Origin of the sequence: Corynebacterium sp. (assembly GCF_022712195.1) — a bacterium.
Taxonomy (GTDB): domain Bacteria; phylum Actinomycetota; class Actinomycetes; order Mycobacteriales; family Mycobacteriaceae; genus Corynebacterium.
Genome location: NZ_JALAGY010000020.1, coordinates 1 through 25596, shown reverse-complemented (window position 1 = coordinate 25596; position 25596 = coordinate 1). Strand labels below are relative to the sequence as shown.

Genomic DNA, 25596 nt, shown 5'->3' with positions numbered 1-25596 from the left:
GACGGGGACTGGGACGGGGCATGGCACGCCTGTGTCACCACCTCCACGGAGGTCACCGGTGGGGCGTCGGGGTCGGGGGTGATCCTGAGTTCACGGAAGGTCATCGCGAGGCCGTCGTGGATGAGGAGCCGGCCGTACAACGGTTCGCCGCACCCGGTGATCAGCTTCACCGCCTCTGTCCCCATCAGGGAACCGACGGTGCCCGGCAACGCCCCGACGACACCACCGGCGGCACAACTGGGCACGCTGCCCGCCGGGGGCAGGTCAGGGTGCAGGTCACGGTAGGTGACTCCGTCGTGTGAGGGGCCGGAGCAGAACACCGAGACCCGCCCCTCGAAGTGCAGGATCGAACCCCAGACACACGGGGTGGAGGTCAGTGTGCACGCGTCGGAGACCAGGTAGCGGGTGGCGAAGTTGTCGGCGCCGTCGAGCACCAGGTCGTAGCCGGCGACGAGGTCGACGACGTTGCCGGCGTCCAGCCTCACCGCATGCCGTTCGACGGTCACCAGCGGGTTGATGCGGGCCACGGCGGCAGCGGCGGAGTCGACCTTCAGGTCGCCGACCGAACCGACGCCGTGGATGACCTGACGCTGCAGGTTAGCCACCTCCACCGTGTCGTCGTCGACCACGCCGAGGGTGCCGACCCCGGCCGCGGCGAGGTACTGCAGGACCGGGGAGCCCAGCCCACCGGCGCCGACGACGAGGACGCGGGCGTTCTTCAGCCGGCGTTGACCGGCGGGGCCCAGCTGTTCGAGGGTGAGGTGGCGGGCGTAGCGCGACAGTTCGTCGGTGGTGAGTTCCTCGCCGGGGTCGACGAGGGGGAACGGGAAGGGAACGGCACCTGTACCTGTGACAGTCACAGCGCCTCCTCCTCCCGGCCGGTGCCGGTGATGAGCCCGTCGGACCCGGACGACGCCACCGCGCCCCGGGTCCACGGACGCCGGGGGATACGTCCGGCGCCACGGGCGAGCCGGCCGGCCTCGACGGCGTGACGCATCGCCGAGGCCATCGCCGCAGGGTCCTGTGCCCGGGTCACCGCACTGGCCAGGAGGACCCCGTCACAACCGAGTTCCATGGCCTGCGCGGCATCGGAGGCCGTGCCGATGCCGGCGTCCAGGATCACCGGCACCGAGGCCCTGTCGCAGATCAGGCCGATGTTGTGGGGGTTGAGGATTCCCAGTCCGGTGCCGATCGGGGAGCCCAGCGGCATCACCGCCACCGCCCCGGCGGCCTCCAGGTGTCTCGCCGTCGCGGGGTCGTCGGAGGTGTACGCGTAGACCTCGAACCCGTCGGCGGTGAGCTGTTCTGTGGCGTCGACGAGTTCGATGACGTCGGGCAGCAGCGTGCGGTCGTCGGCGAGGATCTCCAGCTTCACCCGGTGGGTGCCGAGCGCCTCGCGACCCAGCCGGGCCGTGAGCAGGGCGTCCCGGGCGGTGTAGCAGCCGGCGGTGTTGGGCAGCACGTCGATCCCCAGGCGGTCGAGCAGGCCGAACAGTGAGGTGCCCGTGGAGGGGTTGAAGCGGCGCAGTGCGACGGTGGTCATCGTCGTTCCGGAGGCGGTGAGGGCCTGCTCCAGCACCTCCAGGGACGTCGCACCGCCGGTGCCCATGATCAGCCGTGAACCCAGGGTGGAGGTGCCGACGGTGAGACGGTCTGTCGGTGTCGCCATGGTGTTCAGCCTCCCTGCATCGCGGTGATGATCTCGATCTCCGCGCCGTCGTGGACCACGGTGCCGGCCCACCGGCTACGGGGGACGATCGCGGCGTCCACTGCCACGGCGAGTCCCAGTTCCTCGGACTCCGGGTCCTGGCCGGTGACCTCGTGGACGATGTCGCCGACGGTCGTGGTGGCGTCCACGCCACGCTCCTCGCCGTTGACCTTGACGATGCTGTCGGATCCGGTTGTTCCGGTCATGGTGTCCTTTCAAGGGAAGTGGTGGTGAGCAGGTCGCGGTCCTGCGGTGTGAACTGCTCCGGCGGTGTCCCGGAGGCCAGGAGGGCGGTGAGCCTGGCGCACAGCGGTGCCAGCAGAACCCCGTGCCGGGAGTACCCGGTGGAGACCACGACACCGTCGACACCGGGAACCTCACCCAGGTACGGCAGGTCGTCCGGTGTGCCGGGGCGGGCGCGCGCCAGGATCTCGGTGAGCTCCAGGTCCGCTGCGCCGGGTACCACGACCTGTGCGTCCCGGAGCAGCTGGTGCACGCCCTCGAGGGACACCCCGTCGAAGCCGTCCTCACGTTCGGTGGCGCCGATCACGACCTCCCCGTCGGTGCGGGGGACGAGGTAGACCGGCCGGCCGTCGACGAGTCCGCGCACCGTGCGGTCCAGCAGCGCGGGACGGCCGGGCTTCACCCGGGCCCGCAGGATGTCGCCGTGCACCGGGCGCAGTCTCACCGACGCCGCCTCCGGGAGGCCGTCGATGCCGGCCACCCGGGTGCCGGGGCACAGGACGGTCATCCCCGCCTCCAGTACGTCGCCGTCGGCCAGGCGCACGCCGGTGACGGTGTCCCCGTCGCGCACGACCGCGGTGACCCGCCGGGTGACCAGGCGCCCCTGCGGGCCCCGGTCGTCCGTGGGCGCGCACACCGCCTCGGTGAGGGCCTCCATGAGGGTCCGGGGGTTGACCTGGTGGTCGTCGGCGACGAGGAAGGCGCCGGCGATCCCCGGCGCCAGGGCGGGTTCCAGGCGGCGCGCCTGCCGAACGGTCAGCTGCTCCACCGCCATGCCGGAGTCCCGCTGGACCCCCGCCAGGTCCCGCAGGGCCGCCACGTCCCCAGGGGTGGCGCCCACACCGAGCGTGGCGGTGGGGCGGTAGCCGACGGGACGCCCGACGGCCTGCTCGAGACCGGCGATGAACCCCGGGTACGCCGCCGCGGAGGAGAGCGTCAACGGCCGGATCGAGTCGTGCTGGTGGACCACCTCACTGACGGCGGCGATCATGCCGGCGGCGGCGTGGCTGGCACCGTGGCCCGGCTCGGGGTCCACCACGGTGACGGTGTGGCCGGCACGTCGCAGGTACCAGGCCGCGCTGAGCCCGGCGACCCCGGCACCGACGACAATTATCTGTGACACCGGTGGCACAGGTGGTACAGGTGATGTTGGTGGTGTCGGTGACATCGGCGTTCTTTCCTCCGGCGGCATGACCCGCATCAGGTGTCGACGGTCGACCGGTCGCCCCGGTCCTCTCAGCCCCGGCGTCGGGGGCTCCCGTAGTTCGCGTAACGACTACCATCTCACCACATGGACCCACAGCACCGCACGGACGCCCCCGCAACAGCCACCGCCACCGGCGAGCGACGCCGGGAACTCCTGAGGCAGGCCTCGCTGTACCTGTGCACCCCGGCGCGCCGGGACCGGGGTGACCTCAGGGAGTTCCTCCACGCCGCCTACGACGGGGGAGTCGACGTGGTCCAGCTGCGCGACAAGACCCTCGACACCCGCGACGAGATCGCCGCGATCGAGGTGCTCGCCGAGGTCGCCGCCGAGCACGGGAAGCTGTTCGCCGTCAACGACAGGGCGGACGTCGCCGCGCTGGTCGGCGCGGACATACTGCACGTCGGGCAGGACGACCTGAGCGTGGCGCAGGCCCGGGCCCTGCTCGGTCCGGACGTCGTCCTGGGACTGTCCACCCACTCCGCCGGGCAGGCGGAGGCTGCGTTCGGCGATCCGGAGCTGGACTACTTCTGCACCGGGCCGGTGTGGGAGACACCGACGAAACCGGACCGTCCCGCCACCGGGTTGGGGCTGGTGAGGAGCACCGCCGGGATGGTCCGCGACGCGCCATCCGGTGACAAGGTGTGGTTCGCCATCGGCGGGATCAACCCGAACACCCTGCCGGAGGTGATCGCAGCAGGTGCGCGGCGTGCCGTGGTGGTCCGTGCGGTCACCGGGGCCAGCGACCCGCGGGCTGCGGCGGCGGACCTGGCGGGGCCGCTGCGGGAGGCCAGGCGTCAGTCCTCCCTCTGAAGTGTGAACACGTAGGGCCGCCTGATGTGCCGGAAGTCCATGACGCCGAGCAGGGTCCGGTCGTCGATGCGCCGGAAGTGGTCGTTGACCGGCAGGGAGTCGTAGATCATCGTCGCGGTGGACACACCGCGGTACTCCACCATCCTGAGCCGGGCCCGCGGGCGCGTCGTCGCGGTGGCCCGGAGGTAGAGCCGGACGAGCGCGGCGAACGGCCCGGCGGTCGCCAGCGGGCGCAGCGCCGCCGCGGCAGACACAGGTACGAGCGCCGGGTTCGCCGCGAACAGGGCCGGACCGGACCTGAAGACGAGGGGGTGCCCGTCCTCGTCGCCGTCGAACCGTTTGCCGTGCCAGCCCAGCGGGACGAGCAGGCCGTCGAGCGGGTGGCCCGTGGCCACCTCGGCGCCCCGCCACCGCCCCACCATCTCCCCGGTGGTGACGGCGGGCAACGCGTCGAACCTGGCCAGGGCGTCCTTCAGGGCGCCGTTCAGGGCACCGTCCAGTGTGGCGTCGGTCGGTCTGTCGGGAGGGGCCATGGCCCCATCGTGTCAGAGTCCGCTGACGGGTGCGGTGCCGTCGACGAACTCGACGGTGCGGTCGTCGGGGAGGGTGTCGCGCCGGGCGAACTCGACGATGACGTCGGCGACGAGGTCACGCGACGTGTGGGCCTCGGACCGGTCGAGGTCCGGGGTGTACCGGGCGGCCCCTCGGGCCGGTTCCTCGGTGAGTGTCGCCGGACCCAGGATCAGGTAGTCCAGGTCGGTGGTGACGAGCCGGTCGTCGACCGTCTTCTTCGCGTCCGCGTAGGGGAAGAAGCTGTCGTCCTCGGGGACGGTGTGGTTCCGGGCGTCGGCGTAGGAGACGTTGATGTAGCGGGGCGACGTGCCCGCGTCACGGAGCCGTTGCAGGGAGTCGATGACGGCGAGGGCCGCGTCGCGGTCGACCGCGTAGGTCACCTCGGGTCCGCCGCGTCCGCCGTTTCCGGCGGACCAGACGACCAAGTCAAAGCGGCCGAGGATCTCGTCCCAGCGCTCGGGGCTCACCCGGGTGACGTCCTCGACCAGGGCGGTGGCCCCGAGGGACTCGATGTCGGGGACCTGGCCGGGGTCCCGGATGAGCGAGGTCACCGAGAATCCTGCGTCGACGAGTTTCGGGGTGGCGAGGAGCCCGACCTTGCCGTGGCCTCCGATGATGAGAATGTCCGTCATGCCTGTCCTCCTGCGGGGTGGTGGTTCAGTGGTCGCGTTCTGGTCAGCACAACCGGTGGACCGCTCCGTCTATTCCCGGAGCAGGCCCCGCTCCCGTCGGGGCGCCGGACGTAGTAATGTGGGTCACGTCCACACTGAACGGTGATTCAAGACATATTATCGAGGAGTAGTGCCCGTGAATCTCGAACTTTCCGAGGAGGACGTCGCCTTCCGCGACAAACTCCGCAGTATTTTCGCTGAGGTCCCCACGGATATCCGTGAACGGGTCCGTGCAGGCCACGTGACCCGCGACGACATCGTCACCTCCCAGCGCATCCTCAACAGCCACGGTGTCGCCGTGCCGCACTGGCCCGTCGACTGCGGTGGGCAGGACTGGACCCCCATCCAGCGGCACATCTTCACCAATGAGCTGCAGCGGGCCGGCATCCCCGAGCCCCTGGCCTTCAACACGGGCATGGTGGGGCCGGTCATCGCGACCTTCGGCAGTGACGCACTCAAGGAACGGTTCCTGGCGAAGACGGCCAACCTGGACATCTGGTGGTCGCAGGGGTTCTCCGAACCGGGCGCCGGGTCGGACCTGGCGGGGCTGAAGACCACGGCGGTGCGCGACGGTGACCACTACTTGGTCAACGGGCAGAAGACCTGGACCACCCTCGGCCAGTACGGCGAGTGGATGTTCCTGCTGGCACGCACCGACCCGGACGCGCCGAAGCCGCAGCAGGGTATCTCCTTCCTGCTCGTCGACATGGACACCCCCGGGATCGAACGCCGCCCGATCCAGCTGATCGACGGCTCGGTCGAGGTCAACGAGTTCTTCTTCACCGACGTCCGTATCCCGGTGGAGAATCTCGTCGGCGAGGAGAACAAGGGCTGGACCTACGCCAAGTTCCTCCTGGGCAACGAGCGCAACGGCATCACCCAGGTCGGCACGAGCCAGCGGCACTACGCCGACCTCGTGGAGATGGCCGCCCAACACACCCGCGGCGGGCGCCGCGTCATCGACGACCCGGTCTTCCGCAACCGTCTCTACGACGTGAAGTTGCGGCTGAAGGCGGTCGAGGCCACGCAGCTGCGCGTCACGGCGGCCAGCCGGGACGGTAAACCCAGCCCGGTGTCCTCGATGCTGAAGATCGAGGGCAGCAGGATCCTCCAGGAACTCAACGAACTGGCGGTGGAGGCACTCGGCAGTGACGCCGTCGAGATCACCGCAGGAGACGCCAGCCCCTACGGGGACCCCGTCGTCGAGTACCTGAACAACCGCAAGGTCTCCATCTACGGAGGCACCAACGAGGTCCAGGCGAACGTCATCGCCAAGGCCATTCTCGGACTCTAGGAGCGTAACGACCATGGATCTTTCCCTGACAGATGAACAGCGCATGCTCGCCGACTCCGTCCGGAGCGTCTTCACCGGTGCCGACGGGGATCCGACCAGCGGGGCGGAGGCTCCGGAGGTCGCACTGGAGTTCCGGCGTGACCTGTGGCGGCAGGCGGCCGAGCTGGGGGTGACCGCACTCGTCGTCGACGAGGAGTACGACGGTGCCGGTGCGGGCGTCGGCGAGGCCTACGCGGCCGCCGGGGCGCTGGGGGAACTCGCCGCCCCCGAGCAGCTCACCGACCTGGCCTACGTCCCCGCCTGGCTGCTCGGGGACCTGGGGACGGCGGAGCAGAAGTCGACCTGGCTGCCGCAGATCGCCGCGGGCGAGAAGCTGGTGACCCTCGCCCACGCGGAGCCGGGGACCGGGTGGGCCGACGTCCGGACCGCCGTCGTCGCCGACGGCCGGCTCAGCGGTGAGAAGCGTGCGGTCGTCGCCCCCGCGGACGTCGACGCCTTCCTGGTCACCGCGGTGGAGGACGGCGCCGTCGGTGTCTACCTGGTCACCCCGGGCGACGGGGTGGAGGTGACGGTGCACCGCGACGCGGAATGGGCGCCCACGGGCCGGGTGACGTTCAGGGACGCAGCCGCCGAACGGTTGGACGGCACCGCGGAGGACACCGACCGCGCCCTGCGGCGTGCGGTGTCACTGGCCCGGGTTGTGCAGGGCGGCCGGGCCGTGGGGCTGATGGGGACCGCGATGAACCAGACCGTGGACTACCTCAAGGTCAGGAAGCAGTTCGGGGTGACCCTGAACAAGTTCCAGGTCCTCACCCACAGGGCCTCCCAGCTCTACGCGGACGTTGAACTGGCCCGTTCCACCACCCTGTGGGCGGCGGCGATGGCGCAGACCGAGGAACTCACTCTGGAGGAGCTGGAGACCGCGGCCCTCGACTCCTTCGTCTTCCTGGCCCGTCAGGCGCGTGTGGTGGCCGAGGAGTGCATCCAGCTGCACGGCGGCATCGGTGTCACCTACGAGACGGCCGTCAGTCACTTCGCCGCCGCGCTGACCGGCTTCCAGCAGCTCTACGGTGGGGTGCTGGAGGCGCGGGGCGCCGGCATCGCGTCACACAGTCTCAGCGAGACGCCGAGCGCGCTGCTGAACAACGAACTCCACAGCTACAGCTGACGGAGGTCCGTAGGACGGGTCGACCCCCGCCGCACCGTGGACGGTGCGGCGGGGGTCGACCCGTGTGCCTGCCGGCGGTCAGCAGTCGTAGTACAGCTCGAACTCGTGGGGCGTCGGGCGCAGCCGGGCCGGGGAGATCTCGTTGTCGTACTTGTAGGCGATGTAGGTCTCGAGCAGGTCGTCGGTGAAGACGCCGCCCTCGGTGAGGAAGTCGTTGTCGTCCTCGAGAGCCTGCAGCGCGGCCTCCAGGGAGGTCGGCGCGGTCGGGATGCTGGCGGCCTCCTCCGGGGGAAGCTCGTAGAGGTCCTTGTCGATCGGGGCGTGCGGCTCGATCCGGTTCTTGATGCCGTCGAGGCCGGCGAGCATCATCGCGGCCATGCCGAGGTAGGGGTTGCCCGAGGGGTCCGGTGCGCGGAACTCCAGGCGCTTGGCCTTCGGATTCGAGCCGGTGATCGGGATACGCACAGCGGCGGAGCGGTTACGCTGCGAGTAGACCAGGTTGATCGGGGCCTCGAACCCCGGGACCAGACGGTGGTACGAGTTCAGCGTGGGGTTGGTGAACGCCAGGACCGCACCGGCGTGGTGCAGGATGCCGCCGATGTAGTAGCGCGCCAGGTCCGACAGGCCGGCGTACCCGGACTCGTCGTGGAACAGCGGCTTGCCGTCCTTCCACAGCGACTGGTGGGCGTGCATGCCCGAACCGTTGTCGTCGGCCAGCGGCTTCGGCATGAAGGTCGCGGACTTGCCGTGGGCGGCGGCGGTGTTCTTGATGATGTACTTGAACGACTGCAGGTCGTCGGCCGCGTGCAGCAGGGTGTTGAACTTGTAGTTGATCTCCTGCTGGCCGCCGGTGCCCACCTCGTGGTGGAAACGCTCGAGCTCGTAGCCGGAGGCGGCGAGGTTCTTCACCATCTCGTCGCGCACGTCGACGGTCTGGTCGTACGGCGGAACCGGGAAGTAGCCGCCCTTGACGCGGGTCTTGTAACCGGTGTTGGGGGTGCCGTCGGTGTTGGTCTCGTTACCGCGGTTCCACCACCCCTCGTTGGAGTCGACCTCGTAGAAGGCGGAGTTCTGGCCGGCGGAGTAACGGACCTTGTCGAAGAGGTAGAACTCGGCCTCAAGACCGAAGTTGCAGGTGTCGGCGATGCCGGTGGAGGCGAGGTACTCCTCGGCCTTGCGTGCGACGTTACGGGGGTCGCGGGAGAAGGGCTCACGGGTGAAGGGGTCGTGGACGAAGAACTTCACGTTCAGCGTCTTGGTCTTGCGGAACGGGTCGACCTTGGCGGTCGCGAGGTCGGGCAGCAGGTTCATGTCCGACTCGTCGATGGTGGTGAAACCACGCACCGACGACCCGTCGAAAGCCAGGCCGGTCTCGATGGCATCCTCGTCGAAGGCGGCGGCCGGAATGGTGAAGTGCTGCTCCACGCCGGGTACGTCCGTGAAACGGACGTCAACGAACTCGATGTCGTTGTCCGCGATGTACTTGGTGACCTCTTCGGCCGTCTTAAATGCCACTTCTGGACTCCTTGCAGTCATGTTCGACCCAACTCGTTGTCTCGTTGTCTCACGAGGGGATTCACCCTGCCGGGTGCGTCGTAGACAACCCTATTCCGGGGTTGTTGCCCTGGTGTCAATCCAATGTTACCGGTGTGTAACCGCCGGTCCCACGCTTGCGTCCGGTAGTCCCCGGTCGGGGCTCGACCTCTAGGATACGGGCACCGGCGCCCGGGTGTGCACAGTCGGGGTGGCCCGGAACGAAATTGGGGGTCCCGCACGTGGCCGGTACGCTTGAGGATCATGGCGAAACCGCAGAAGAACAGTGGGACCGGGGATGACCGCCGTCAACGGCGGAAGGGGCTCCGTGAGGAACGGGCACAGCAGCCGAGCTGGCTGGAGGGCCCCCGGGTCCCGGGACAGTACGAGGACCCGAAGGACCTGAGCTCCTACCCCGGGAAGCTGCTGGGGTTGCCGGCGTCCGGGCCGGGCTCGGTCTCCACGATCTTCCCCCGCGTTCTCGCACTGCTGGTGGACTGGCTGATCTGCTACGGTATCGCGTTCTTCCTCACCCAGATGACCGATGTGCTCGGCGGGGTGTCGACCGTCGTCCTGATGGTGTGGGTGGTCTGGCGGATCGTCACCGTGTGGCTGTTCGGTCAGTCACCGGGACACGCGGTGATGGGAATCGGCGTGGCCCGCGTCGACGACACCACCCAGCGGGTGGGTCTGGTGCGTGCGGTGGTGCGTACGGTGCTCACCGTCTTCCTGTTCCCGCCGCTGATCCAGGACACCGACAGCCGCGGCATGCATGACCGTGCCACCGGAACCGCGGTGATCCGCACCCGGTGACCCGGTAGGTGGGGGGCTCACGCCCGTCGGCAGGGGACACGGCGGAGGACCGAAAAAACCGGGCACCTGACGGTCTCCGTCAGGTGCCCGGGGGCGGGGGCCGTCGACTCCCGGACTCAGCCCTTCTTGTTGCGCTGTGCGGCGCGTCGGGCACGGCGGTTGATGCCGGCCGGGTTCGCGGCGTTGCGGGGCATCGGCCCCTTCGGCAGCATCGACTCACGTGAGTGCAGCCGGGCGATCGACTCCACCTTGCTGTTGAGGGCGTCGACCTCGTTCTTCTTGATGTTACGGGGGAGACGGACCAGGTGGTTCTGCAGTTTACGGATCGGCACCTCGTCCTCACCCTCGCCGATGTACACGTCGTAGATCGGGGTGTTGCCGAGAATGCGGGCGAGACGCTTGCGCTCCTGCGCCATCATCGGCTTCAGGCGGTGGCGGCTGCCTTCACCCACCAGGACAACACCGGGGACGCCCACGACACGGTGGACGGCGTCCATGTGGGTGTTCGACGCGACGGCGGTCTCCGTGATCCACTTGACACCGACACCGTCACGCAGGTTCTGCAGGGCCCAGCCGGCCGCACCCGCCTCGCCCTCGATCTGGTCGTACACCCCGGCCTGCAGCCGACGGGAGAAGATCCAGAACGCGACCATCACGCCGAGCGCGACACCGACGATGAGGTTCAGCCACCACCAGCCGAACACCAGACTGAGCGCCAGCATGAGCGCCACCGGGACAAGCAGCCCCAGCAGCATGAAGGGGATGAGCTTCTTGTCCTTCTTGCGCTGCATCTGGAAGGCCTGCCACATCTGGCCTCGCGTCTGCTTGCGCCGTGACTTCTTGGCGGCCTTCTCGAGCCGCTTGTTTTCTTTCTCCCGGGGATCCTTCGCCATACCGCCTACCTTAGAACATCGGTGCCCCGGGGCCGGCAACGACGTCCGCCGGAGCGTGGGGGACTGCTAGCGGGCGGACGACACCGGCGTGTCCGCCGACGGGCCGTACTTCTCCAGCAACGTGCTGGCCTCCTGGCTGGTGGTCGAGCCCAGGGTCTCGCCCAGGTGGCGGAGGTTCTCCGGCAGCTCCTCGCCGCGGGCGGCCTTGGCCTCGGCGTAGAGCCGGCCCGACCGGTAGGACGAACGGACCAGGGGCCCGGACATGACCGCGCCGAAACCGAGCTCCTTGGCGAAGTCGGAGTGCTCCATGAACTCCTCCGGCTTCACCCACCGCTCGATCGGGTGGTGCATCGAGGTCGGACGCAGGTACTGGGTGATCGTGATGATGTCGCAGCCGGCGTCCTTCAGGTCGGTCAGCGAGGACCGTACCTCCTCGGCGGTCTCACCCATGCCGAGGATGAGGTTCGACTTCGTCACCAGCCCGAAGTCCCTGGCTGCCCGGATGACCTCCAGTGAACGCTCGTAGCGGAACGCCGGCCGGATCCGCTTGAAGATCCGGGGGACCGTCTCCAGGTTGTGGGCGAACACCTCGGGACGTGCCTCGAAGACCTCGGCGAGCAGGTCGGGCTTCGCCGAGAAGTCCGGGGTCAGGTTCTCGACCCCGGTGTTCGGGTTGAGTTCGTGGACCTTGCGCACGATCTCCGCGTACAGCCAGGCGCCTTCGTCGTCCAGGTCGTCACGGGTGACACCGGTGATCGTGGCGTACCGCAGGTCCATCTCGCGGATGTTCTCGGCGACCCGACGCGGTTCGTCGCGGTCCAGCGGGCTGGGCTTCCCGGACTTGATCTGGCAGAAGTCACAACGACGGGAGCAGGTGTCGCCACCGATGAGGAAGGACGCCTCACGCTCCTCCCAGCACTCGTGGATGTTGGGGCAGCCGGCCTCCTGGCACACCGTGTGGAGCCCGGCGTCGGCGACACGGTTCTTCATGTCACGGTATTCCGGGCCCATCTTGGCCTGCGTGCGGATCCACCGCGGCTTCTGCTCGATGGGGGTCTGGGAGTTCTTCGCCTCGATGCGGAGAAGTCGTCGTCCGTCTGATGTAACAGTCACGGCCCCCACCCTACGCTGCATCGTTCAGTGACGCTAACCGACTCCGGTCGACGAAGTCGGGTCAAAACGCCTGTTCAGGACGATACCGCGCCGTGGGCGAGCTCCTCGGGGACGTCATTGTCCGACATCTCCAGTGACCCGTCCAGGGCGGCGAGGAGGTGGCCGGTGAAGATGTCCGTCACATCGGCCACACTGACCGTGCGATCCAGTTCCTCGGAGAGGGTCGTCACGCCGGTGTCCGCGAGTCCGCACGGGACGATGTGGTCGTAGTACTCCAGGGTGTTGTCGCAGTTCAGTGCGACCCCGTGCATGGTCACGCCACGGGTCACCCTGATGCCCACCGCCGCGACCTTGCGGGCGGGCACGAGCTCGCCGCGCCGCAGGCCCGCCGGGAGCCAGACCCCGGAACGCCCGGGCACCCGTCCCACGTCCTCGAGTCCGACCTCGCGACAGGTCGCCAGCACGGCCTCCTCGATCCGACGCACGTAGTCGACGACGTCGATGGGGTCGTCGAGCTTGACGATCGGGTAGGCGACGAGCTGGCCCGGTCCGTGCCAGGTGATCCGTCCGCCGCGGTCGACGTCGACGACCGGGAGGCCGTTGGTGGGCAGGTCCTCAGGCTGGGTGCGTTTCCCCGCCGTGTAGGTCGGCGGATGCTGCAGCAGCAGGACGGTGTCGCCGATCTCCCCGTCCGCGCGGCGCCGTGCCAGGTCGGCCTGCCTGTCCCAGGTGGTCAGGTAGTCCACCGTGCCGAGGTCGTCGACGACGACAGGGTCGGCCGACATCCTGATGGATCCGTGTTGATATCCCATGCCTAACGACTCTACCCCGCCACCGCGGGGTGGCGGTGGCGGGGTAGGGCAGGGGAGGTCAGCGCACTCAGATCTCCAGGTCGGAGGAGAAGTCGCTGTTCTCGAGACGGTCCTTGACTGTGGTCAGGAACCGTCCGGCGTCGGCGCCGTCGATGACCTGGTGGTCGTAGGTCATCGGCAGGTAGACCATGCTGCGGATCGCGATGCTGTCCGAACCGTCCTCGGTGATCACCACCGGGCGCTTGCGGATGGCGCCGGTGCCGATCATGGCGGCCTGCGGCGGGACGAGGATCGGGGTGTCGGTGAGTGCACCCTCGGAACCGATGTTGGTGATGGTGAAGGTGCCGCCGCTGACGTCGTTCGGCTTCAGCTTCTTGTTCCGCGCACGGTCGGCGATGTCGGCGATGGCCTTGGCCAGCTCGGGCAGCGACATGTCCTGGGCGTCGTGGATCACCGGGGACAGCAGGCCGTCCTTGGTGTCGACGGCGATGCCGAGGTTGACCTTGCCGTGGTAGGTCATCTCCTGGGTGTCGGCGTTGTAGGACGCGTTCACGTTCGGGTGGGCCACGAGAGCCTCGACGATGGCCTTGGCGAAGAACGGCAGGAAGGTGAGGTTCAGGCCGTGCTTGTCCTGGAAGGCCGCCTTCGACTCCTTGCGCAGTTCCGCGACGTGGGTCATGTCGACCTCGTGGACCTGGGTGAGCTGGGCCGCACCGTGGAGGGACTCAAGGGTGGTCTTGGCCGTGATCGCACGGATGCGGTTGACCTTCTGCGTGGTGCCGCGCAGCGACGCCTTCTCCGGGTCGACGCCCTTGGCGGGCGCGGGTGCGGATTCCTTCGCGGAACCGCCCTCGGCGGCGGCGAGGACATCCTGCTTGCGGATACGTCCGCCGACACCGGTGCCTTCCACGGTGGATAGGTCCACGCCGTGCTTCTCCGCGAGCTTGCGCACCAGCGGGGTGACGTAGGGGAGGTTGCCGTCGGACGGCTCACCGGCGTCGGACGGTGCGTCCTGCTTCGGTGCCTCCTGCTTCTTCTCCTGCTTCGGCTGCTCGGAGGGCGCCGGCTCCGGCTTCTTCTCCGGTTCCGGCTTCTTCTCGGCGGGGGCCTGCTCCGCGGCGGCGGCGTCGCCCACGCGGGCGATCACGGCGCCGACGTCGATGGTGTCGTCCTCGTCGGCGAGGATCTCCAGCAGGGTACCGGCGACAGGGGAGGGGACCTCGGTGTCCACCTTGTCTGTGGAGACCTCGAGCAGCGGCTCGTCGACCTCGATCTCGTCGCCGACCTTCTTCAGCCACTGGGTGATCGTGCCCTCGGTGACGGATTCGCCGAGCTCGGGCATCGTCACGTCGGTACCTGCACCGCCGGCGGAGGCCGCCGGGGCGTTGCTGTCGTCCTCATCATTGCCGGAGGCCGGCTCCTCGGTCGGCTCGTCTGCCGGGGCTTCGTCGGAGGAGTCGGAGGAACCGGACGAGTCGGCGCTGCCGCTCTCCTCGCCCTCGTCGCCGATCTCGGCGATCACGGCCCCGACGTCGACGGTCTCGTCCTCGTCCGCGATGATCTTCAGCAGGACGCCGGCGACCGGGGACGGGATCTCCGTGTCGACCTTGTCCGTGGAGACCTCGAGCAACGGTTCGTCGACCTCCACGGTGTCGCCGACCTTCTTCAGCCACTGGGTGACAGTGCCTTCTGTGACGGATTCGCCCAGCTCGGGCATTTCGACGGAGTGCGCCATGGTGTTGAAGCTCCTATTAAACGACGGGGTACAGATGTGGAGTACGTGGATCGGTCCGCGGTACGCAGAGAAGCAGAGAATGTGGTCTCTGACCGAATACTATATATGGTACCGCTGTCACCGCCGTCCTGCCGTAAGGGGTCGGCCTGCGCCGGTCGCGACCGCCCGTGTCCGTCCGTGCCAGCCCGTGCCCGCCCGTGCCAGCGGCGTGATTGTGCCGTCTGTCGTCGCGTCGTCCGGGATTCGCTTAGAATCGGTGGCGTGTTCAACCTATTCGGCCGCCCCCGTCGCTCCGGTCCCCGCCCTCCGCGGGCGCCGGGTGGGAGGGCGAGGTCGGCCGACATCGACTACCTGCGCCAGTGGGCGGGTCAGCGTCAGGGCGTGGAGGGGCTCGTCGAGCCGGAGACGCTCGTCAACGAGATGTCTGTCGTTTTCGTCGACGCCACCGGAGAGTGGACGCGCCGACGCATCGGCGGCCCCCGTGGGATCGACGACGTCGCCGCTGCGACCGGTGTCCGGCTCTACGACGCGGAGAAGACCGGCTACCCGCAACGGATGAGAGACCGTATCGAGCGGGACATGATCATCCGTAAACGTCTGGAACAGCAGGAACGCCGTGCCCGGTTCGAGGAGCGGCGCGACGGGCACGGTTAGGGGGAGTTCGGGGCGGTGCCTGAGGCGATGTCCTCGAGGACCGCGATGAGCGTGCGCACGGGGACCCCGGTCGCCCGACGCGGGGTGTAGCCGTGCGGCGACCCGGTGTTGTAGGCGGGGCCGGCGACGTCGATGTGGACCCAGGGCAGTCCCTCGGGCACGAACGCGGCGAGGTAGTGTCCCGCCGCGGCCATGCCGCCCCAGCTCTTCTTCGGGATGTTGCGCAGGTCCGCCACGTCCGAGCGGATCTCTCCGGCGATCTCCGCCGGCAGCGGCATCGGCCACGCACCTTCGCCGACCTCCCGGGACAGGGAGGCCACCCGGTCACGGAGCGAGGGGGTGCCCATGACCGCCGGTGTCCGGTCGCCGAGGGCGCGAACCTGCGCGCCGGTGAGGGTGGCGGTCTCGACGAGGTAGTCGGGCCCGTCCTCGCAGGCACGTGCGATGGCGTCGCCGAGGATCAGCCGACCTTCGGCGTCGGTGTTGAGGACCTCGGTGGTCAGGCCCCCGTAGTGGCGCAGCACGTCCCCGGGGCGAACCGCGGTGCCGTCAGGCATGTTCTCGGCCAGGGGCACGGTGGCGGTCACCGAGACAGGGAGATCCAGCTCGGAGGCGGCGATGACCGCCGCGACGACGGCCGCTGAGCCGCCCATGTCGGAGATCATGTTGCCCATGTGGGGTGACGGCTTCAGGGAGATACCGCCGGTGTCGAACGTCACGCCCTTGCCGACGAGTGCGACATGCGGCACCCCGGCGTCACCGGCCTGCTCCGGCCGGTAGGTCACGCGGACCAGCCGGGGCGGGCGGGGTGAACCCTGACCGACACCGACCAGCGCGCCGAACCCCTGTTCGCGGAGTTCCTCCTCGTCGAGGATCTCCACCTCGAGCCCCGCCCGGGTACTGAGATCGGCGATGACCCGGGCGTAGCTCTCCGGGTACAGGACGTTCGCAGGGGCGTTGACCAGGTCGCGGGCGCAGGTGACGGCTTCGATGGCGGCGCACGCCCGGGAGAAGTCCGTGGCGGCGGACCGGGCCGCCGTCGGCGCTGCCGGCGGGGCGATGAGGAGCCTGGTCAGGCGCGCGGAGTCCCGGTTGCCGTCCTCGTGGCCGTTTGACCCGGTGTAGGTGTACCCGCCCAGTCCGTGGCCTTCGGTCGCCGGACCGGTGCCCAGGGTGCCGAGGAGGCTGAGTGCGGTCACCTCGTCGGGGAACCGGTGGCGGGGGAGCCGGCCGAGCGCGCGTGACGCGGTGCCGGCCGCGGAGCGCAGTCCCTCGTCCGTCAGGGTGTCGGCGTCGCCGAGCCCGACCGCCAGCAGCCGCGTCGCCGCGACGCCGGGGACGGCTGGCAGCAGGTGGGTTTCGCCGGCGCGTCCCCGCGCCCCGATCTCGACGAGGGACTTCCAGAGCGCGACCTGGGTCTCCCTGTCGAAGAGGGTGGCGGCTCCGGAGGGCGACCCGGGGGCGGGGGCCAGGGACAGCTCGATACCGTTCTCGCCTGAGAACGTCGGCACGACCAGGACGTCGACCTCGACGTCGGCGACCGCCGAGGCGTCCGGGAGAAGTTCCAGCGGAGGCATGGTGCCCCGGGGCAGTCCTGCGGATGTCATCGCTCACCTCACGGTTGTTCGGAAAAGTCGCCGGCGGTCCTGACGGGCTTGTGTTCCGGACCGGGACCGACGGGTCTAAGATACAGGCCATGTCTGATTCCGCGCCCGCCAACTCCTCGACCGTCACCTTCTCCCGTTCCCTGACGGAGAACCCCACGCCGCCTGAGAGAATCGCGGAGGTACTGGCGAACCCCGGGTTCGGCAGGTACTTCACCGACCACATGGTGGTCGTCGACTGGACCGAGGACGCCGGCTGGCACGACGCCCGGCTCGTCCCCTACGCCCCGATCCCCATGGACCCGGCCACCTCGGTGCTGCACTACGGGCAGGCGATCTTCGAGGGGCTGAAGGCCTACCGCCAGCCGGACGGGTCCGTCGCCACCTTCCGTCCCGAGAAGAACGCCGAGCGTATCCGGTCCTCGGCACGTCGTATCGCCATGCCGGAGATCCCGGAGGACCTCTTCCTGGAGTCCCTGAGCCAGTTGGTGGAGGCCGACCGGGACTGGGTCCCGGCCGCGGGTGGTGAGGAGGCGCTCTACCTGCGCCCGTTCATCATCTCCACGGAGGTGGGGCTGGGTGTCCAGCCGGCCGCCAGCTACAGCTATTACGTGATCGCGTCCCCGGCCGGAGCGTACTTCAAGGGCGGGGTCACCCCGGTCAGTGTCTGGTTGTCCACCGAGTACGTCCGGGCGGCACCGGGGGGTACCGGTGCGGCGAAGTTCGCGGGGAACTACGCCGCCTCCCTGGCCGCGCAGGCGTACGCGGAGAAGCAGGGCTGCGACCAGGTTGTGTGGCTCGACGCCGCGAACCACTCCAACGTCGAGGAGATGGGCGGGATGAACCTCGCGTTCATCATGCGCGGGCAGGACGGCGGGCCCGCGGAGCTGGTGACCCCCGAACTGTCCGGCTCGTTGCTGCCCGGTGTCACCCGGGACTCTCTGCTGCAGCTCGCGGAGGACGAGGGGCTGAAGGTGACCGAGCGACGGTTCACGGTCGACGAGTGGCGGTCGGCGGCGGCGTCCGGTGAGATGACCGAGGCCTTCGCCTGCGGCACCGCGGCGGTCATCACCCCGGTCGGCACGGTGAAGGACGGTACCGGTGAGTTCCAGATCAACGGTGGCGTCCCCGGGGAGATCACGATGCGGCTGCGTGAGCGGCTCACCGGCATCCAGCGGGGCACCGGGGAGGACAGTCACTCCTGGAACCACACGCTGGTCCGCGCGTAGCCACGGCAGCCCCGCGGGGGAGGGGCGGGCCGGGGTCAGCCCTGCCGGGCGAGGGACGCCGCGGCGTCCAGGAGGGGCAGGACGAGGAGTCCTGACGCCGCTGCGGGGGCGCCGAGTGGATGCTCGATCACCGGGGAGAGCGACAGTCTGCGGGCCGCCGCGGCCGAGCCCGGCTCCGAGGGAGTCTCGGGCAGCAGCCACCACTGTGACGCCCCTGCCGAGAGCGAGTCCGCGAGCAGTCCGGCGGCGAGCCCGCTCACGCCGTCCAGGACCACCGGGGTGCGTCGGACGGCAGACTGGGCGAGCAGTCCGGCGGTGAACGCCAGGTCCGGTGACCCGATGAGGTCGAGGATCTCGGTGACCGCCGCCGCGTCGACCGGTCGTCGCCGGTGCCGGCGGGCACGGAACATCAGGTCGCGGACGGCGACGGCCTTGTGCTTCCACTGCTCGTCGCTGATGCCGACGGTCCCGCCGCCGCGTCCGACGACCTTCACCGGTTCGATGTTGCACAGGGTGCCGACGACGGCCGCTGCGGTCGTAGTCGCACCCGTCCCGAGCGTCCCGGTGAGAAGCAGGGGAACGGCCGCGTCGGCGCGGGCGTCCGCGGCCCCGCGTCCGGCGTCCACCCACTCCGACGGTGCGGTGGCGGTGTCGGCCGGGGCGGGGAACCCGGTGACGGTGACGTCGACACCCTGCCGCACGGCGAGGGAGCACAGCGCAGACTCGCCGGCGTCGATCCGGGCGGCTTCGGCTGCCCCGTACCCCCAGGGCAGTGTCGACACGGGACTCCGGTCGCCCGAGACCGGTTCGGCGACCGCGTGGTCTGCCGCGGTCACGAGGAGCTCCGGACGTGCGCCGGCGTCCCGCGAGTCTCCGAGCACCCCGGTGCAGCCGGTGTCACGGGCCCACTCCGTGAGCTGTCGGAGGACAGGACGCGCGACCATCAGACCGAGTCGCCGATATTCACCTGGGGAGCGGGCGTACGCATCTTGCGCACCATGGTGGCGCGGGTGAAGGCGTAGAAGCCGATGGTCCACTTCCCGAAGGAGTTGTCAGGGAAACGTTCAGTGACCAGGCGGTTGACCTTGCGTGCCAGGAAGAGGCCCTCGATCACCAGGATGACGATGACGACCAGCATGAACAGGCTGAGGTAGTTGGCGATCAGGGGCAAGCGGGTGCCGAGGATCATGACCACGACGACGACCAGTGCGATCGGCAGGAAGTAGTTCATCAGGTAACGGTGGGCGTCCACGTAGTTACGGACGAACAACTTCTCCTTGCCCTGGTCCCTGGCGAGCAGGTAGTCGGGGTCGCCGGCCATCATGCGCTCATTGGCCTTGCGACGGGCTTCGGCGGCCTCCTCGCGCTGCTTGCGCTTGGCCTCCTTGAACTCCTCCTTGGACATGGAGTTCTTGAGTTCCTTCTTGCGCTGGCGGGCCTCCTTCGGCGTCAACGGGGCGTCGTAGTGGACGCGCCGGACACCGGTCGCGCGCTCGACCTCGTTGCGCTTCGGGGTCGGACGTCCCTTCTTGGGGGTGTAGCCCTTCGGCACCGGGGCGGCCTCGTCGGCGTCGGACGGGTTGCCTGCGGAGGTGACGTCGCTGTCCGCGGCGCCACCGTCGTCGTCTTTCTTCCACGGGAGTTTCACACCTCACAGGCTAGAGCACAGGTGGACAGGTGTACCAACGAGGGTGAGTCTCCGGGGAATAGATCACTGGATTTCAGGGTTGTTCACGAGTAGTTTGGGCATATCCGCATTACTGAGGAGGAAATCATGACTGCTCCCGAGGCAACCGCCGAGAAGTCCACCGGCGTCGAACTGACCAGCGCCGCTGCAGGCAAGGCCGCCGGTCTGCTCGCACAGGAGGGTCGGGACGATCTGGCCCTGCGCATCGCCGTCCAGCCGGGCGGCTGCGCCGGCCTGCGTTACCAGCTCTTTTTCGATGACCGCACCCTGGACGGCGACCTCGTCGACGAGGTCGAGGGCGTCCGTCTCGTCGTGGACAAGATGTCCGCCCCGTACCTGACCGGGGCGAAGATCGACTTCTCCGACACCATCGAGTCCCAGGGATTCACCATCGACAACCCGAACGCGGGGGGTTCCTGCGCCTGCGGCGACTCCTTCAGCTGACGGTCCCCGTACACGGAGAACTCCCCGTCCCGGGACACCGGGGCGGGGAGTTCTGTGTTCAGGCGGGACCTGGCAGACCAGTCAGAGGTGGACGGGGTAGTCCCGCTCGTCGATCTCGGGGCTGATCCGGTGCTCGACGAAGATGCCGTGCCAGATCATGAACGCGATGACGGTCCACAGGCGCCGGGAGTGGTCGGGGCCGGACCCGGTGGTCATCGACACGCGGTGCTCGTCCAGCATCGCCAGCACCTGCGACTTGTCGAAGATGTGGTCGGTGGCGGAGTCCTCGATGTTCTTCTTCGCCCAGTCGTAGAGCTCGTCGCCGGCGAGCCAGTGACGCAGGGGAACGGGGAAGCCGAGCTTCTTTCGGTTGATGACGTGCTCGGGGACGATGAGTTCCAGGGCACGGCGCAGGGCGTACTTCGTCGTCCCGTTGCCGACCTTGAGCTCGTGCGGGATCGTACGGGCCACGTCGAAGACGACCCGGTCGAGGAAGGGCACGCGCAGCTCCAGCGAGTTGGCCATGGTGATCTTGTCGGCCTTGACCAGGATGTCGCCGCGCAGCCAGGTGAACATGTCCAGGTGCTGCATCCGTGAGACCGGGTCCATGTCCCGCGACTTGGCGTAGATCGGTGCGGTGACCTCGCGGTGGTCCCATTCCGGACGGGCGATCCGCAGGACACGCTCCAGTTGCTCGTAGTTGAAGGAACGGGCGTTGCCGTAGTAGCGCTCTTCCATGGGCGTGGTGCCGCGCTGCAGGAGCGACTTTCCGCGCATGCCGTCGGGGAGGGCGTCCCCCAGAGTCCGGAGCACCTTCTTGATCGGGGAGGGGACCTTGTCGAACGGCGCCAGGGAGAGGGGCTCCTTGTAGATGGTGTATCCGCCGAACAGTTCGTCGGCGCCCTCACCGGACAGGACGACCTTGACATGCTTCCGTGCCTCCGCGGCGACGAAGTACAGGGGAACAAGTGCGGGGTCGGCGACGGGGTCGTCGAGGTACCAGATGATCTTCGGGACGGCGGCGGCGAACTCCTCGGGGGAGACGACCTTGACCACGTGCTCGACGCCGATGGCCTCGGCGGACTCCGCGGCGACGTCGACCTCCGAGTAGCCCTCGCGCTCGAAGCCTGTGGTGAAGGTGATCAGGTCCGGGTTGTGCTGTTTGGCCAGGGAGGCGATGGCGGTGGAGTCGATGCCCCCGGAGAGGAAGGAGCCGACCGTGACGTCGGCACGCATGTGCTTGGCGACCGAGTCCTGCAGGGCGTCGGCGATCCGGCCGAACAGTGCGCTCTCCTGGCCGGACGGGACCGGGGTGACCGGGAACGTCGGCTCGAAGTAGCGCACCGCGGTCACGTCGTCGCCGGGACGCAGCGTGGCGTGGCATCCGGACTCCAGACGACGGATGCCGGAGTGCAGGGTCTCGGGCTCCGGAACGTACTGCAGGTCGGTGTAGTGTGCGATCGCCCTGTCGTCAAGGTCCAGGCCGAGACCGATGTCCTCGGCCATGGCCAGGACGGACTTCTTCTCGCTGCTGAACACGGTGCCGGCGGCTGTCGTGGCGTAGAACAGCGGCTTGATGCCGAAGGGGTCACGCGCCAGGAACATGGTCCGTTCCGCGGAGTCCCACACCGAGAAGGCGAACATTCCCCGCAGGTGGTTGACGACGTCCGCGCCCCAGTGGTGGAAGCCGACGACGATCGTCTCGGAGTCGCCCGAGGTCGCGAATTCGTAGCCCTCGGCCCGGAGTTCCTCGCGCAGCTCGACGTAGTTGTAGATCTCGCCGTTGAACGTCATCGAGTAGCGGCCCGGCTGGCCGGCCGGACCCCACTGCAGGGGCTGGTGGGAGTGCTCGAGGTCGATGATCGACAGGCGGTTGAAGCCGAAGACCACGTCGTCGTCGTTCCAGGTGCCGTCCTCGTCGGGGCCACGGTGCCGCATGCAGGGGAGTGCCCGGGCGGTCGTGTCCACGAAGCGGGGGGCGTCACCGTGGGCCGTCAGAATTCCAAGAAGTCCACACATGTGCTCTGGGGTCATCTCCGTAAGTGTCGTCGGGGACCGGCGTGTCCGGGCCCTCCCGGTGGAGGGGGCCGGGACGGTGGAACACCGGCCGCGTGCGTAAGCACACAAGAGTACTCGTCGAGGTCGCGCTGACCCAGACGGGACATGCCGGACGGCGGTGTGCTCCTCAGGCACCGCGCAGCAACCCCGAATAGGGCAGACAGAGAATCACAATGGTGTGCATGATGCAGGGGCATCCCCCTCCATGCACTATTGTCGGGAGATGACACGGGGCTGGTGTCCGTCCTCTGCAGGCGACGGATCCGGTGGCCCCGATGAACACGACGTGTGATTGAGGAAGGCATACTCGCGTGGAACAGCGAAAAGTTCACGGAAGAGGTCGCAAGATCGGCCTCGCCGGAGTGCTGGGACTCGGCTCCCTTGCCCTGGTCGGCTGCGATGTCGCACCCCCCGACAACGGTTTCTTCCATGCCCTGCGCATGGGATGGCCCGACGGAATCACCCCGGAGGCCCAGTCCATGGGCAACTTCTGGGTGTGGACCTGGGTTGTCGCCTGGATCATCGGCATCATCATGTGGGCCCTCATGTTCCTGGTCATCTTCCGCGACAGCGACAAGCGCGCGGCCAAGAAGGGCAAGCCTGAGTTCCCCCGGCAGACCGCCTACAACGTGCCTCTCGAGCTCACGTTGACCGTCATCCCGGTGCTGATCGTCATGGGACTGTTCTTCTTCACGGTGCAGACCCAGGACAAGGTCACCGCTCTCGACAAGGACCCGCAGGTCACTGTCGACGTCACCGCCTACCAGTGGAACTGGAAGTTCGGTTACGGCGACGTGAGCGACGCCCTCACCGAGGACGGCCAGGAGTACGTCGGTGAGGACAAGGACCGCGCCGAGGCCGCCGAGGCCAACGCGGCTGTGCCTGAGGACGACCGGGACGGCCACGGCAAGTCCGTGGGGCCGATCCACGGCAAGTCCTCCGAGGACTTCACCTACCTGAACTACAACAAGATCGAGACCCTGGGCACCTCGGAGGAGGTCCCGGTGCTCGTCCTCCCGACGAACACCCCGATCGAGTTCAACCTGGCGTCCTCCGACGTGATCCACTCCTTCTGGGTCCCGGAGTTCCTCTTCAAGCGTGACGTGTTCCCGCACCCCGAGGCGAACCAGTCCGAGCGACGGTTCCAGATCGAGGGCATCGAGAGCGAAGGCGCCTTCGTCGGACGTTGCGCCGAGATGTGCGGTACCTACCACGCGATGATGAACTTCGAGGTCCGTGCCGTGAGCCCGGAGAACTTCGCGGCGTACATCGCCTACCGTGAGGCCAACCCCGAGGCCACCAACGCTGAGGCGCTGGCGGAGATCGGCGAGGACCCCTACGCCACCTCGACCCAGCCTTTCCTTCCCGGCCGTGACGCCACCCGGGGAGTCGAGGGTGACAACTACATCGACCGTTCCGCCTAAGCCGGCGAAGAAACACTAGGAGACAACAATGCGGCAGACAGCCAAGTTGATGTACGGACTGGCACTGTTCCTCACGGTGATGACGGTCGTGTACTTCTACGCGACGTCGCAGCTCAATGACGGCGCGAACCAGCAGGGCATCGAGTGGGCAGGTGGCACCGGGCTTGTCCTGGCGACACTGCTGACGCTGTTCCTCGGCGTGTACTTCCACCTCACCAACTCCAAGGCCGACATCGAGCCGAAGGACTGGGAAGAGGCGGAGATCGAGGACGGCGCCGGAGTGCTCGGGTTCTTCTCACCCCACTCCGGGTGGCCCTTCATCATGTCGATGGCCATCGTGATCATGGGCTACGGCATCGCCTTCTTCCTGATCTGGGTGATCCTGCTGGGCGCGGTCATGCTCATCTGGTCCACCACCATGCTCAACCTGCAGTACGGCCTTCCGCCGGAGAAGGAGTAGCCTCACCGCCGTCGCACAGCCGACGGCAGCTGCTCTTCCAAGAAGAGCCCCCGCATCTTCCTCGCGGGGGCTCTTCCGTGTGTCCGGGGGTCAGCGACGTCAGAGGCTGACGATGTCGTTCATCTTGCGTTCCGCCGCCCCGGACTCGAGTGCCTCGCGGGCCACGGCGAGCTGGGTGGTGAGGGCGGACTTCAGGTCGGTGCCCTCCCAGCCGTGGACGGCAGTCAGTGCGGCAGCGGCGTTGATCAAGACAGCGTCCTTGATCGCGCCGGTGATCTCACCGGCCATCAGTCGGCGGGCAATGTCGGCGTTGTAGTCGGGGTCGCCGCCCTTGAGCGCGTCGTCGTCGTAGACGTCGAGGCCGTAGGTCCGTGGATTGATGGTGAACTCCCCGGTACGGCCGTGTTCGTCGACGGTGACGACCTCCGTGGGTGCGCAGACGCTGATCTCGTCCATCCCGTCCAGGCCGCGGACGATCAGGGCCCGTACGCCCTGGTGCGCGAAGGCGCCGCCCATGATCGGCATCATGTCGCGGAAGGCGCAGCCGATGAGCCCGAACTTCGGGCCCGCCGGGTTGGTCATCGGCCCGAGCAGGTTGAACAGCGTGGGCACGGCCAGCTCGGACCGGACCGGGCCGGCGAAGCGCATGGCGGGGTGGTAGGTCTTGGCGAACATGAACGCGAACCCGGTCCGCAGGGCGTCGTCGTGGATGGTCTCGGGGGAGCGGTCGATGTCCAGGCCGAGTACCTCGAGTACATCGGCCCCGCCGCACTTCGAGGACGCTGCACGGTTGCCGTGCTTGACCACGGGTACGCCGGTGGCGGCGACGACGAAGGAGGCCATGGTGGAGATGTTCACCGTGTGGTGGCCGTCGCCGCCGGTGCCGACGATGTCGACCGCGTCAGGGATGTCGCTGAAGTCGACCGGGGTGGCGTAGGCACGCATCGCCGAGGCGGCCGCGGAGAGTTCCGCGGCGGTGATGCCCTTGACCCGCAGGCCGAAGGCGAACGCGGCGAGCTGAGCGTCTGTGGCGCCGCCCTCCATGATGCGGCTCACGGCCCAGGTGATCTGGGACTCGCTGAGCTCCTCGTGCCTCCCGATGCGGTCCAGTACGCCGGGCCAGGTGAAGTAGCTCTCCGGCAGTCGGTCGGAACCCAGTGGGGGGATGTGGTCCGGCGTGGTCAGACTCAGCTCGTCCGGCATCGGTGTCGTCCTCTCGAAGTTGGATGTGCGTGTCCGGGTGACCTTGGGCGGCCTTGCACGGACCAGTCCATCCTATTACGCCTCCGCGGCGTGGACGTCGGCCCGGGGGCAGCGGGTGGGCCGATTCGTTCCGGTGCGGCCACGCAGGTAAAATGCCCCGCATAGTCACCGGTGTGGTTCCGTAGCGCGCCACACGCGGACGGACCTCCCCCGACCGGGGGTGGACTGACGGGGTGCGGGGCGGCTCCCGGGCGGGGGAG

General features: G+C 68.6%; 25 protein-coding genes and 1 riboswitch. Of the genes, 9 read left to right on the top strand and 16 right to left on the bottom strand.

Annotation, left to right across the window (positions count from 1 at the left end; genetic code table 11):
* The 4 genes from moeB to thiO all read right to left on the bottom strand — a co-directional run.
* Positions 1-860: molybdopterin-synthase adenylyltransferase MoeB (moeB, locus tag Q0A34_RS02605; RefSeq protein ID WP_291478190.1), on the bottom strand; the 860-nt coding region annotated here is incomplete at its 3' end.
* Positions 857-1669 (bottom strand): thiazole synthase, encoded by an 813-nt coding sequence (locus Q0A34_RS02600; protein ID WP_291478188.1) that lies wholly within the window; start codon positions 1667-1669, stop codon positions 857-859. The genes moeB and Q0A34_RS02600, both read right to left, overlap by 4 nt.
* Positions 1670-1674: 5 nt before the next feature.
* On the bottom strand, positions 1675-1914 hold the full coding sequence (gene thiS, locus Q0A34_RS02595) for a sulfur carrier protein ThiS (protein ID WP_291478186.1): 240 nt from the start codon (positions 1912-1914) through the stop codon (positions 1675-1677).
* Entirely contained in the window at positions 1911-3074 is a 1164-nt protein-coding gene (gene thiO, locus Q0A34_RS02590; protein WP_291478184.1) for a glycine oxidase ThiO, read from the bottom strand. The genes thiS and thiO overlap by 4 nt, the downstream gene beginning before the upstream one ends.
* A gap of 37 nt (positions 3075-3111) precedes the next feature.
* Positions 3112-3223: riboswitch (TPP riboswitch) on the bottom strand.
* 19 nt (positions 3224-3242) lie between these two features.
* Between thiO and thiE the strand changes: the two genes are divergently transcribed.
* The gene (thiE, locus tag Q0A34_RS02585; RefSeq protein ID WP_291478182.1) at positions 3243-3968 is read left to right on the top strand and encodes a thiamine phosphate synthase; all 726 of its coding nucleotides are present in this window, start codon (positions 3243-3245) and stop codon (positions 3966-3968) included.
* Here thiE and Q0A34_RS02580 read toward each other — a convergent pair.
* Both Q0A34_RS02580 and Q0A34_RS02575 read right to left on the bottom strand, forming a co-directional pair.
* The gene (locus Q0A34_RS02580) at positions 3953-4501 is read right to left on the bottom strand and encodes a DUF4334 domain-containing protein (protein WP_291478181.1); all 549 of its coding nucleotides are present in this window, start codon (positions 4499-4501) and stop codon (positions 3953-3955) included. The two genes, thiE and Q0A34_RS02580, sit on opposite strands and share 16 nt — an antisense overlap.
* A gap of 12 nt (positions 4502-4513) precedes the next feature.
* Positions 4514-5173 (bottom strand): NAD(P)H-binding protein, encoded by a 660-nt coding sequence (locus Q0A34_RS02575; protein ID WP_291478179.1) that lies wholly within the window; start codon positions 5171-5173, stop codon positions 4514-4516.
* Positions 5174-5348: 175 nt separating this feature from the next.
* Between Q0A34_RS02575 and Q0A34_RS02570 the strand changes: the two genes are divergently transcribed.
* Complete coding sequence (locus Q0A34_RS02570; RefSeq protein WP_291478177.1) at positions 5349-6506, top strand: acyl-CoA dehydrogenase family protein; 1158 nt, start codon at positions 5349-5351, stop codon at positions 6504-6506.
* 13 nt (positions 6507-6519) lie between these two features.
* Complete coding sequence (locus tag Q0A34_RS02565) at positions 6520-7674, top strand: acyl-CoA dehydrogenase family protein (protein WP_291478176.1); 1155 nt, start codon at positions 6520-6522, stop codon at positions 7672-7674.
* Positions 7675-7752: 78 nt separating this feature from the next.
* Here the strand turns inward: Q0A34_RS02565 and glnA are convergent, their stop codons facing one another.
* The gene (glnA, locus tag Q0A34_RS02560; protein WP_291478174.1) at positions 7753-9189 is read right to left on the bottom strand and encodes a type I glutamate--ammonia ligase; all 1437 of its coding nucleotides are present in this window, start codon (positions 9187-9189) and stop codon (positions 7753-7755) included.
* Positions 9190-9471: 282 nt separating this feature from the next.
* Here glnA and Q0A34_RS02555 point away from each other — a divergent pair, with 282 nt between their 5' ends.
* A complete protein-coding gene (locus tag Q0A34_RS02555) occupies positions 9472-10020 on the top strand; it encodes an RDD family protein (protein WP_291478172.1) in 549 nt (182 codons plus the stop codon).
* A gap of 116 nt (positions 10021-10136) precedes the next feature.
* Here Q0A34_RS02555 and Q0A34_RS02550 read toward each other — a convergent pair whose 3' ends face one another.
* From Q0A34_RS02550 to sucB, 4 genes are all read right to left on the bottom strand, one after another.
* Positions 10137-10913, bottom strand: a complete 777-nt coding sequence (locus Q0A34_RS02550; protein WP_291478171.1) for a DUF4191 domain-containing protein — start codon at positions 10911-10913, stop codon at positions 10137-10139.
* Positions 10914-10979: 66 nt separating this feature from the next.
* Complete coding sequence (gene lipA, locus Q0A34_RS02545) at positions 10980-12026, bottom strand: lipoyl synthase (RefSeq protein ID WP_291478169.1); 1047 nt, start codon at positions 12024-12026, stop codon at positions 10980-10982.
* Between the two features lie 74 nt (positions 12027-12100).
* Positions 12101-12838, bottom strand: coding sequence for a lipoyl(octanoyl) transferase LipB (gene lipB / locus Q0A34_RS02540; protein ID WP_291478167.1), 738 nt, complete (start codon positions 12836-12838; stop codon positions 12101-12103).
* 67 nt (positions 12839-12905) lie between these two features.
* Entirely contained in the window at positions 12906-14573 is a 1668-nt protein-coding gene (sucB, locus tag Q0A34_RS02535; protein ID WP_291478165.1) for a 2-oxoglutarate dehydrogenase, E2 component, dihydrolipoamide succinyltransferase, read from the bottom strand.
* A gap of 261 nt (positions 14574-14834) precedes the next feature.
* Here sucB and Q0A34_RS02530 point away from each other — a divergent pair, with 261 nt between their 5' ends.
* Positions 14835-15227: an oxidoreductase gene (locus tag Q0A34_RS02530; RefSeq protein WP_291478163.1), complete on the top strand. Its 393-nt coding sequence runs from the start codon at positions 14835-14837 to the stop codon at positions 15225-15227.
* On the opposite strand, the gene Q0A34_RS02525 is transcribed toward Q0A34_RS02530, so the two are convergent.
* Complete coding sequence (locus tag Q0A34_RS02525; RefSeq protein WP_291478161.1) at positions 15224-16834, bottom strand: leucyl aminopeptidase; 1611 nt, start codon at positions 16832-16834, stop codon at positions 15224-15226. The genes Q0A34_RS02530 and Q0A34_RS02525 overlap by 4 nt on opposite strands.
* Before the next feature lie 89 nt (positions 16835-16923).
* Here Q0A34_RS02525 and Q0A34_RS02520 point away from each other — a divergent pair, with 89 nt between their 5' ends.
* Complete coding sequence (locus tag Q0A34_RS02520; RefSeq protein WP_291478159.1) at positions 16924-18060, top strand: branched-chain amino acid aminotransferase; 1137 nt, start codon at positions 16924-16926, stop codon at positions 18058-18060.
* Between the two features lie 35 nt (positions 18061-18095).
* Here the strand turns inward: Q0A34_RS02520 and Q0A34_RS02515 are convergent, their stop codons facing one another.
* Both Q0A34_RS02515 and Q0A34_RS02510 read right to left on the bottom strand, forming a co-directional pair.
* The gene (locus Q0A34_RS02515; protein WP_291478158.1) at positions 18096-19004 is read right to left on the bottom strand and encodes a nicotinate-nucleotide--dimethylbenzimidazole phosphoribosyltransferase; all 909 of its coding nucleotides are present in this window, start codon (positions 19002-19004) and stop codon (positions 18096-18098) included.
* Positions 19004-19708 (bottom strand): DUF3043 domain-containing protein, encoded by a 705-nt coding sequence (locus tag Q0A34_RS02510; RefSeq protein ID WP_291478157.1) that lies wholly within the window; start codon positions 19706-19708, stop codon positions 19004-19006. Before Q0A34_RS02510 ends, Q0A34_RS02515 begins: the two co-directional genes overlap by 1 nt.
* A gap of 126 nt (positions 19709-19834) precedes the next feature.
* Between Q0A34_RS02510 and Q0A34_RS02505 the strand changes: the two genes are divergently transcribed.
* Complete coding sequence (locus tag Q0A34_RS02505) at positions 19835-20191, top strand: iron-sulfur cluster assembly accessory protein (protein WP_291478156.1); 357 nt, start codon at positions 19835-19837, stop codon at positions 20189-20191.
* A gap of 81 nt (positions 20192-20272) precedes the next feature.
* Here Q0A34_RS02505 and asnB read toward each other — a convergent pair whose 3' ends face one another.
* Complete coding sequence (asnB, locus tag Q0A34_RS02500; protein WP_291478194.1) at positions 20273-22210, bottom strand: asparagine synthase (glutamine-hydrolyzing); 1938 nt, start codon at positions 22208-22210, stop codon at positions 20273-20275.
* Positions 22211-22560: 350 nt separating this feature from the next.
* Between asnB and Q0A34_RS02495 the strand changes: the two genes are divergently transcribed.
* Together Q0A34_RS02495 and Q0A34_RS02490 are read left to right on the top strand one after the other, a co-directional pair.
* Positions 22561-23673 (top strand): cytochrome c oxidase subunit II, encoded by a 1113-nt coding sequence (locus Q0A34_RS02495; RefSeq protein WP_291478154.1) that lies wholly within the window; start codon positions 22561-22563, stop codon positions 23671-23673.
* Between the two features lie 28 nt (positions 23674-23701).
* Entirely contained in the window at positions 23702-24133 is a 432-nt protein-coding gene (locus tag Q0A34_RS02490; RefSeq protein WP_291478151.1) for a cytochrome c oxidase subunit 4, read from the top strand.
* Between the two features lie 99 nt (positions 24134-24232).
* Here Q0A34_RS02490 and trpD read toward each other — a convergent pair whose 3' ends face one another.
* A complete protein-coding gene (gene trpD / locus Q0A34_RS02485; RefSeq protein ID WP_291478192.1) occupies positions 24233-25324 on the bottom strand; it encodes an anthranilate phosphoribosyltransferase in 1092 nt (363 codons plus the stop codon).
* Between the last annotated feature and the right edge of the window lie 272 nt (positions 25325-25596).

Coding starts and splice junctions, on each gene's coding strand:
- Q0A34_RS02600 (WP_291478188.1), bottom strand. CDS start 1,669: ATGGCGACACCGACAGACCGTCTCACCGTCGGCACCTCCACCCTGGGT.
- thiS (WP_291478186.1), bottom strand. CDS start 1,914: ATGACCGGAACAACCGGATCCGACAGCATCGTCAAGGTCAACGGCGAG.
- thiE (WP_291478182.1), top strand. CDS start 3,243: ATGGACCCACAGCACCGCACGGACGCCCCCGCAACAGCCACCGCCACC.
- Q0A34_RS02580 (WP_291478181.1), bottom strand. CDS start 4,501: ATGGCCCCTCCCGACAGACCGACCGACGCCACACTGGACGGTGCCCTG.
- Q0A34_RS02575 (WP_291478179.1), bottom strand. CDS start 5,173: ATGACGGACATTCTCATCATCGGAGGCCACGGCAAGGTCGGGCTCCTC.
- Q0A34_RS02565 (WP_291478176.1), top strand. CDS start 6,520: ATGGATCTTTCCCTGACAGATGAACAGCGCATGCTCGCCGACTCCGTC.
- Q0A34_RS02555 (WP_291478172.1), top strand. CDS start 9,472: ATGGCGAAACCGCAGAAGAACAGTGGGACCGGGGATGACCGCCGTCAA.
- Q0A34_RS02550 (WP_291478171.1), bottom strand. CDS start 10,913: ATGGCGAAGGATCCCCGGGAGAAAGAAAACAAGCGGCTCGAGAAGGCC.
- lipB (WP_291478167.1), bottom strand. CDS start 12,838: ATGGGATATCAACACGGATCCATCAGGATGTCGGCCGACCCTGTCGTC.
- sucB (WP_291478165.1), bottom strand. CDS start 14,573: ATGGCGCACTCCGTCGAAATGCCCGAGCTGGGCGAATCCGTCACAGAA.
- Q0A34_RS02525 (WP_291478161.1), bottom strand. CDS start 16,834: ATGACATCCGCAGGACTGCCCCGGGGCACCATGCCTCCGCTGGAACTT.
- Q0A34_RS02520 (WP_291478159.1), top strand. CDS start 16,924: ATGTCTGATTCCGCGCCCGCCAACTCCTCGACCGTCACCTTCTCCCGT.
- Q0A34_RS02515 (WP_291478158.1), bottom strand. CDS start 19,004: ATGGTCGCGCGTCCTGTCCTCCGACAGCTCACGGAGTGGGCCCGTGAC.
- Q0A34_RS02505 (WP_291478156.1), top strand. CDS start 19,835: ATGACTGCTCCCGAGGCAACCGCCGAGAAGTCCACCGGCGTCGAACTG.
- asnB (WP_291478194.1), bottom strand. CDS start 22,210: ATGTGTGGACTTCTTGGAATTCTGACGGCCCACGGTGACGCCCCCCGC.
- Q0A34_RS02490 (WP_291478151.1), top strand. CDS start 23,702: ATGCGGCAGACAGCCAAGTTGATGTACGGACTGGCACTGTTCCTCACG.